Origin of the sequence: Bradyrhizobium cosmicum (assembly GCF_032290525.1) — a bacterium.
Classification (GTDB): Bacteria; Pseudomonadota; Alphaproteobacteria; order Rhizobiales; family Xanthobacteraceae; genus Bradyrhizobium; species Bradyrhizobium cosmicum_A.
Map to the genome: position 1 here is coordinate 1 of NZ_JASXTA010000591.1, position 237 is coordinate 237.

Here is a 237-nt window from a genome sequence, read left to right on the forward strand (position 1 = left end):
GGCACACGGACTGCGAGCGGATAGACCGGCCGCAAATTCACCCCCAGATCGTAGGTTTCGACAAGTTTGAGCGTTTTCGACAGCGCCAGATAGCTGAACGGGCTGCGGAAGGAGTAGAAGAGATCGACGGAGAGCGTCATCGGGCCGGTTCCGCGATCCGGCTCATCATGCCGCGGACCACGAGCTTGTGGAAGGGCATGATAACCGCAAGGTAGGTGCGGCCGAGCAGATTATGCG

The 237-nt window shown here is 59.9% G+C and carries 1 protein-coding gene and 1 pseudogene; both read right to left on the reverse strand.

From position 1 onward, the window contains the following. Positions 1-140, reverse strand: a pseudogene (locus tag QSV46_RS41040) (2-hydroxychromene-2-carboxylate isomerase); the annotation flags it as partial. Beyond that, positions 137-229, reverse strand: a complete 93-nt coding sequence (locus QSV46_RS41045; protein ID WP_409997313.1) for a DUF2867 domain-containing protein — start codon at positions 227-229, stop codon at positions 137-139. The gene QSV46_RS41045 and the pseudogene QSV46_RS41040, both read right to left, overlap by 4 nt. Positions 230-237: the final 8 nt, after the last annotated feature.